The organism is Curtobacterium sp. ODYSSEY 48 V2 (assembly GCF_023712625.1).
Taxonomy (GTDB): Bacteria; Actinomycetota; Actinomycetes; order Actinomycetales; family Microbacteriaceae; genus Curtobacterium.
The window spans coordinates 504297-511386 of record NZ_JAMAXX010000002.1 but is presented as its reverse complement, the minus strand read 5'-3'; the positions used below and the strand labels follow the sequence as shown (position 1 = coordinate 511386).

Below are 7090 nucleotides of genomic sequence, written 5' to 3'. Positions count from 1 at the left end.
GTAGGGGTGGGGGGGGGCGGGCCGGCCCCCGCGCCTCCCGTCCGTCGCGTCCAGGGTCGCGCGCGCGATGTCGCCTGCGCGTGCTGCCGCTGTGGGACGACACCCCCGACGTCGTCCGACAGCGGGGATGTCGTTCAACGGCGAGACGACCAACACGACGCCGCGCACCACGCTCCCACGGGACGGTGCGAAGATGGACGACGGCCGCCAGCACACCCCGCACGGGCGGCAGGAACCAGGAACGATGAGCCTCTTCTCCGCACGCCGCAAGCCGTCCGAGGGCCCACGGGCGAGCTTCGGCCGCCTGCTGACCTACCTGTTCGAGAACAAGCCCGCGATGGCCCTGATCATCGTGCTGAGCGTCCTCGGAGCCGGCGCCTCGCTCGCGCAGCCGTTGCTCGTCAACCAGGTCGTCACCGCCGTGCAGCACGGCGAGACGCTCTCGATCCTGGTCTGGGCGCTCGTCGCCCTCGTGCTCGTCTCGGGCGTGCTGAACGGCGTGCAGCACTTCCTGCTCCAGCGCGCCGGCGAGGGCGTGGTGCTCTCCACCCGCCGCAAGCTCATCGCGCGGATCCTCAACCTGCCGATCTCGGAGTTCGACACCCGCCGCACCGGCGACCTCGTGTCCCGCGTCGGCAGCGACACGACGCTCCTGCGCGCCGTGCTCACGCAGGGACTCATCGAGTCGATCGGTGGCGCCCTGACGTTCGTCGGCGCGATCATCGCGATGGCGGTCATCGACCCCCTGCTCCTCGGCATCACCGTCGTCATCGTCCTCGTCGCGATCGTCGTCGTCGGCGGGCTCAGCCGACGCATCCGCGTCGCGTCGAAGCGTGCCCAGGAGAAGGTCGGCGACCTGACCGCGGCGGTCGAGCGGGGCATCGGTGCCGTCCGCACGATCCGAGCCGCCGGGGCCACCGGCCGCGAGGTCGCCGAGGTCGACGGCCACGCCACCGAGGCCTACCGCCGCGGCCTGGACATCGCGAAGATGTCGGCGTTCGTGGTGCCGGTCGCGAGCATCGTGATGCAGGTCGCGTTCATCGCCGTGCTCGGGGTCGGGGGTGCACAGGTCGCCGCGGGGCAGATCACCATCGCCACGCTGATCACCTTCATCCTGCTGCTCTTCATGATGGTCATGCCGCTCGGGCAGGCCCTCGGCGCGGCCGTCGCGGTCGCGCAGGCACTCGGCGCCCTCGGCCGCATCGAGGAGATCCTGCACCTGCCGACGGAGGACCAGGACGACGGTGCCGTCCGGGTCGCCGCGGCGACGGAGACCGACGACGCGATCGCGTTCGAGCACGTGACGTTCCGCTACGCGCGGGCTGCGGATGCGTCGGGCGCGGACGGAGCGTCGGGCGCGGGCGGCGCGTCGGGCGCGGGCGGCGCGACGGACCGGTCGGGAGGCTCGGGTGCGGTCGACGGCGCACCCTCCGCCGAGGACGTGGTGCTGGACGACGTGTCGTTCCGCGTGCCCCGCGGCGCGCGGGTGGCGCTGGTCGGCCCCTCCGGGGCCGGCAAGTCCACGACGCTCGCGCTCATCGAGCGCTTCTACGACCCGACCTCGGGCGTGATCCGGCTCGGCGGCGTCGACGTCCGCGGGCTCGACCGCGCCGAGCTCCGCGCGCAGATCGGGTACGTCGAGCAGGACGCCCCCGTGCTCGCCGGCACCATCCGGGCGAACCTGCTGCTCGGCTCCCCCGACGCGTCCGCGTCCGAGTGCGTCCGGGTGCTCGAGGCCGTCAACCTCGGCGACGTGCTGCACCGCGACCCCCGCGGGCTCGACGCCCAGGTCGGTGAGGACGGCGTCATGCTGTCCGGCGGTGAGCGGCAACGGCTCGCGATCGCCCGGGCGCTGCTCGCCGCTCCCCCGATCCTGCTGCTCGACGAGTCGACGTCCTCGCTCGACGGGGTGAACGAGCAGAAGATGCGGCTCGCGATCGACGCCGTCGCGGCCGACCGGACGCTGCTCGTCATCGCGCACCGGCTGTCGACCGTCGTCGACTCCGACGTCATCGTCGTGCTCGAGCACGGCCGTGTCGTCGGCACGGGCACGCACTCGGAGCTCGTGCAGTCCACCCCGCTCTACCGCGACCTCGCGAAGCACCAGCTGCTCGTCTGACGTCGATCCCGCGGAACGCAACGTCGGCGGTTCCTCGCAGGGCTGTACCGTTGCGGGGAACCGCCGACGTTGCGTCGTGCGGAGGGGGTCAGGCGGCGAAGGGATCCGGCGTGAGGACGTAGACCGACTCCAGGTACTCCTCGAGGCCCTCGTGCGAACCCTCGCGGCCGAGCCCCGAGGACTTGACCCCGCCGAACGGGAACGCCGCGTTCGACACGACGCCCGTGTTCAGCCCGAGCATGCCCGTCTCGAGACGCTCGGCGAGCCGCTGACCGCGCCGGAGGTCGGTCGTGAACGCGTACGCGACGAGCCCGTACTCGGTGTCGTTCGCGAGGCGGATGCCCTCCTCCTCGGTGGCGAAGCGCGTGATCGACACGACCGGCCCGAAGATCTCGGTGGTGAGGATGTCCGACCCCGGCGGGACCTCGTCGAGCACCGTCGGTGCGTAGAACGTGCCCGGACGATCGACCCGCTCCCCGCCGGTCACGAGCCGGGCACCCCGCTGCACGGCGTCGTCGACGAGCCCGGCGGCCTTGTCCACGGCGCGGTCGTCGATCAGCGGACCGATGGTGGTCCCGTCCTCGGTGCCCCGGCCGATCCGCAGTCCGTCGACCTTCGCGGTGAGCGCCGCGGTGAAGGCCTCGGCGATGCCCTCCTGCACGAAGAAGCGGTTCGCCGCCGTGCAGGCCTCGCCGACGTTGCGGAACTTCGCCTGCATCGCCGCCGTGACCGCCTCGTCGAGGTCGGCGTCGTCGAAGACGAGGAGCGGAGCGTTGCCGCCGAGCTCCATGCTCGTCTTGAGGACGTTGTCGGCGGCCTGCTTGAGGAGTGCCGACCCGACCGGCGTCGAACCGGTGAAGGTGAGCTTGCGGAGCCGGCGGTCGGCGATGATCGGCTCCGACAGCGCCTTCGCATCGCGCGAGGGCACCACGTTGAGCACGCCGTCGGGCAGCCCGGCGCGGCGGAACAACTCGACCAGGAAGAGCGTCGTGAGCGGCGTGAGGTCCGCCGGCTTCAGCACGACCGTGCAGCCGGCCGCGAGCGCCGGGCCGATCTTCCGCGTCGCCATCGCGAGGGGGAAGTTCCACGGCGTGATCGCGTAGACGGGACCGACGGGGCGTCGGAGCACGATGCCGCGTCCGGTGCCCTCCGGGTTGGTGCGGTAGTCACCCGAGATGCGGACGGCCTCCTCCGAGAACCACCGGAGGAACTCGCTGCCGTAGGCGACCTCGCCCCGGGACTCGGCGAGGGGCTTGCCCATCTCGAGCGTCATCAGGGCGGCGAGGTCGTCCTCGTGCTCGTGGGCCAGGTCGAACGCCCGGCGGAGGATGTCCGACCGTCGCCGCGGCGCGGTCGAGGCCCAGGCCTCCTGCGCGGCCACGGCGGCGTCGAGGGCGGCGATGCCGTCCTCGGGCGTCGCGTCGGCGACCTCGGCGAGGACCTCGCCCGTGCTGGGGTCGCGGACGGGGAAGGTCGCGCCGCCGCTCGCGGCGCGCCAGGAGCCGCCGATGAAGAGTCCGGTGGGGACGTCGGCGACGGTGACGTGGTCGTCCGAGACGGTGGTGGTCGGGCCGGCCGGGGTGGGTCCGCTGGTCGTGGTGGTGGGTGCGGTCACAGTACTGCTCCTCCGGGGTTCGCGAGCCCCTCGTCCATGTCGCTGTGGTCGACGTGCCCGCCGACCGCGCTGATCTCGTCCAGGGCCCGTGCGCTGCGGTCCGGGTCCACCCCGGCCACGAGGTCGTCGTAGACGGCGACGTCGTACCCGGCGGCCCGCGCGTCGAGCGCCGTGGCGCGCACGCAGTGGTCGGTGGCGATGCCGACGATGTCCACCGTCGTCACCCGACGGTCGGCGAGGAGGTCCGGCAGCGCGGTGCCGTCGTCCGTGCTCGCCTGGAACGCCGAGTAGTCCGGCCGGCCCCGCCCCTTGAACACGTCGACGTCGATGACGCTCGTGTCGAGGTCCGGGTGGTACGCCGCACCGGGCGTGCCACCGACGCAGTGCACCGGCCACGTGTCCACGAAGTCCGGCCCCTCGGGTCCGGCGAAGTGTCCGCCGTTGTCGTCGTCGCCGTGGTGCCAGTCGCGGGAGCCGACGATGAGGTCGTACTCGTCCGCGTGCCGACGGAGGAACGCGCTGATGCGCTCCGCGACGGCCGCGCCCCCGGTCACACCGAGCGCGCCGCCCTCCGTGAAGTCGTTCTGGACGTCGACGACGAGCAGTGCCCTGGCCATGCACCCATCCTGCACCCGGCACCCTGCGGCTGCGTGGACGTCAGGACGAGGTCAGGCTCCCACCGCACCGGTACGTCGCCGCGGTGACGGCGTCGAGCGCCGGCAGTGCCGCGGCACGCGGGGACCCGATCGCGTAGAACGCGAAGGTGAGGCGTCGGCCGTCCGCCGCGTCGATGTACCCGCCGAGCGTGTTCGCGCTGTCGATCCACCCGGTCTTCGCGTGCACCTTGCCGCGCGCCACCGCGTTCTCCCCCGTGAACCGGCTCGACAGGGTGCCGGACACGCCGGCGACGGGGAGCGCCCCGGACAGCACGCCGAGGCCCTTATCCCCCGCGGCGACCGCGACCATGAGGTGGGCGACGAAGGACGGCGACACCGCGTTCGCCGCGCTCTCCCCCGAGCCGTCCTTGATCGTGATGCCCGCGGGATCGACGCCGTAGCCGGCGAGTGCCTCCTGGTAGACGCCGGTCAGCGACGCCGCCGACCCGCCTGCACCGGACTCCTTCGACGAGACGCGCGCCAGCATCTCGGCCAGGGTGTTGTCGGAGTTCGGGATCATCTGCCCGATCAACGTCGACACCGGCTGCGAGGAGACCGAGGCGATCTGGTCCGTGCTCGTGGTCGCGCGCTGCACCACCTGCGCGTTCCCGGCTCCTGCGACGCCCGCGTTCGCCAGTGCCGTGCGGAAGGCTGCTCCGGCGCGACCGACCGGGTCGGTGGAGCGGGGCGAGGTCGCAGCGGCCGGGTTCGCCCGGTCGCCGTCGACCATGAGCGCGGTGACCCGGGGCTGGTACCCGATGGTGCGCTCGCTCTCCGGCCAGGTCGGGTCCCACGCGTCGGCGTCGTCCCAGTAGCTGTCGTCGGCGACGATCGTCGTCACCGGGGCGTCACCGAGGGCCGCCTTCACCTGCTGCGCGAGCTGCGCGAGGGTCGGCGCGCCCGGGTACACCGTGCCGTTGCCGGCCGAGAGCGTCGCATCGCCGTGACCGACGAGCGCGACGGTGCCGTCGGCCTCCTTCGTCACCGTGGTCAGGATGCGGTGGTCGCCGCCGAGGACCGCGAGGGCCGTGGCGCTCGTCAGCGTCTTCATCACGCTGCCGGTCTGTGCCGCCTCCTCCCCGTTCCGCGAGAACAGCGTCTCCCCGGACTCCGCGTCCATGACGAAGCCCTCGAAGGACCCGAGGCCGGCTGCCGAGGCCGCGGCGTCGATCGTGCAGGTCCGCAGGGCCGACGGGCCGGCGGCGTCGTCCGGCACCGAGCGGGACTCGTCCGTGGGCGTCGCACTCGGCGTCGCGGAGCTCCGGGGCGTGTCCGACGGCGCGGTCGTCGCGGCGGCCGACCGGGGCGCCGCGGACGGGCGGGACGACATCGTCGCGGCAGCCACGGCGACCGAGGCGCCCGAGCCCAGCAGGAGGACACCGACGAGACCACCGGCGATCCACGGGACCGGTCGGCGAGCCGCGGAGCGGCGCAGGGACCCGACGGCGCCGCGGAGGCGTGCCGGGACGGACTTCGACGTGGGCTGCTGGTCGGACATCGCGACCGATCCTACGGAACCGCGGGAGGAGCCTCCAGACCGGATCGGTCACCGGCGCACCCGCCGGCGGACGTCAGTCGGCCGACGGCGCGTCCGATCCGTCGTCGTCGGCCGCGTAGCGGACGCCCACCTGCCGGCGGGCCTCGTCCATGACGGCCGTGATCGCGATCGTCTCCTCGGGGTCCATCGGGCCGCCCTCGTGCGTCCCGGAGGTGACCATCGCCTCGAACGCACGCGCCTCGTGGGCGTAGCCGGCGAGCTCCTCGCGCGAGTCGAACTCCTCGAGGACCGTGCCGTCGCGGTCACGGAGCCGCCACGTGGTGGGCGTGTACCAGGTGTCGTCGAGGTCGATGCGCCCGTCCTCGCCGATGATCGACGCGGTGTTCGGGCTCCGCAGGTCCAGGCTGAAGTGGATCATCGACTGGGCACCGCCCTCGTGGGTGAGCACCAGGCCCATCTGGGTGTCGACGCCCTGGTCGCTCAGCGTGCCCGCGGCCGTGACCGCGGTCGGCACACCGAGCACGTCCACCGCGAACGAGATCGGGTACACGCCGAGGTCGAGGATCGCGCCGCCGCCGAGCGCCGGGTCGTTCAGCCGGTGGCGGGGATCGCTGGGCAGGGCCTGGTGGTGGGTGGCCTCGACCAGGCGCGGGCGTCCGATGCGCCCCTCGGCCACGAGCTCGCGGATCATCCGCATCTGCGGCAGGAAGCGGGTCCACATCGCCTCGGTCACGGCGACGTCGGCGCGGCGGGCGGCGTCGACCACCCGACGCGCCTCGGCCGCGGTGATGGTGAACGCCTTCTCGACCAGGACGTGCTTGCCGGCGGCGATCGCGAGCAGGGCGTCCTCGGCGTGACGCGAGTGCGGTGTGGCGACGTAGACGGCGTCGACGTCCGGGTCGGCGACCAGGTCCGCGTAGGAGCCGTGCGCGCGGGCGATGCCGTGCTCGGCGGCGAAGGCCTCGGCGGACTCGCGGGTGCGGCTCCCCACCGCGACGAAGTCGATCCCTGCGGCGGTGCAGTCCGCCACGAACGAGTGGGCGATGCCGCCCGTGCCGATGACTCCCCAGCGAACCGTCATGCCACCTGTCTACCAGCCGGTCGCCGGGCGTCGACGCGGCGCGCACCTGAACGGACCCACATGGACCACTCGGCTGATCGACAACTAGCGTGCTGCTGTCCCCCGATCGGGGGCGGTCCCC

The 7090-nt window shown here is 73.2% G+C and carries 5 protein-coding genes; 1 reads left to right on the top strand and 4 read right to left on the bottom strand.

The features are described from left to right. Positions 1 to 244 precede the first annotated feature (244 nt). The gene (locus M3666_RS05095) at positions 245 to 2119 is read left to right on the top strand and encodes an ABC transporter ATP-binding protein (protein WP_251154652.1); all 1875 of its coding nucleotides are present in this window, start codon (positions 245 to 247) and stop codon (positions 2117 to 2119) included. A gap of 88 nt (positions 2120 to 2207) precedes the next feature. Here the strand turns inward: M3666_RS05095 and M3666_RS05090 are convergent, their stop codons facing one another. The 4 genes from M3666_RS05090 to M3666_RS05075 form a co-directional block, all read right to left on the bottom strand. Beyond that, complete coding sequence (locus tag M3666_RS05090; RefSeq protein WP_066658430.1) at positions 2208 to 3629, bottom strand: NAD-dependent succinate-semialdehyde dehydrogenase; 1422 nt, start codon at positions 3627 to 3629, stop codon at positions 2208 to 2210. A gap of 101 nt (positions 3630 to 3730) precedes the next feature. Continuing rightward, a complete protein-coding gene (locus tag M3666_RS05085; protein ID WP_066655131.1) occupies positions 3731 to 4351 on the bottom strand; it encodes an isochorismatase family protein in 621 nt (206 codons plus the stop codon). A 40-nt stretch (positions 4352 to 4391) separates the two neighbouring features. Continuing rightward, positions 4392 to 5888: a D-alanyl-D-alanine carboxypeptidase/D-alanyl-D-alanine-endopeptidase gene (gene dacB, locus M3666_RS05080; RefSeq protein WP_251154651.1), complete on the bottom strand. Its 1497-nt coding sequence runs from the start codon at positions 5886 to 5888 to the stop codon at positions 4392 to 4394. Between the two features lie 73 nt (positions 5889 to 5961). After that, positions 5962 to 6969 (bottom strand): Gfo/Idh/MocA family protein, encoded by a 1008-nt coding sequence (locus tag M3666_RS05075; RefSeq protein WP_251154650.1) that lies wholly within the window; start codon positions 6967 to 6969, stop codon positions 5962 to 5964. Positions 6970 to 7090: the final 121 nt, after the last annotated feature.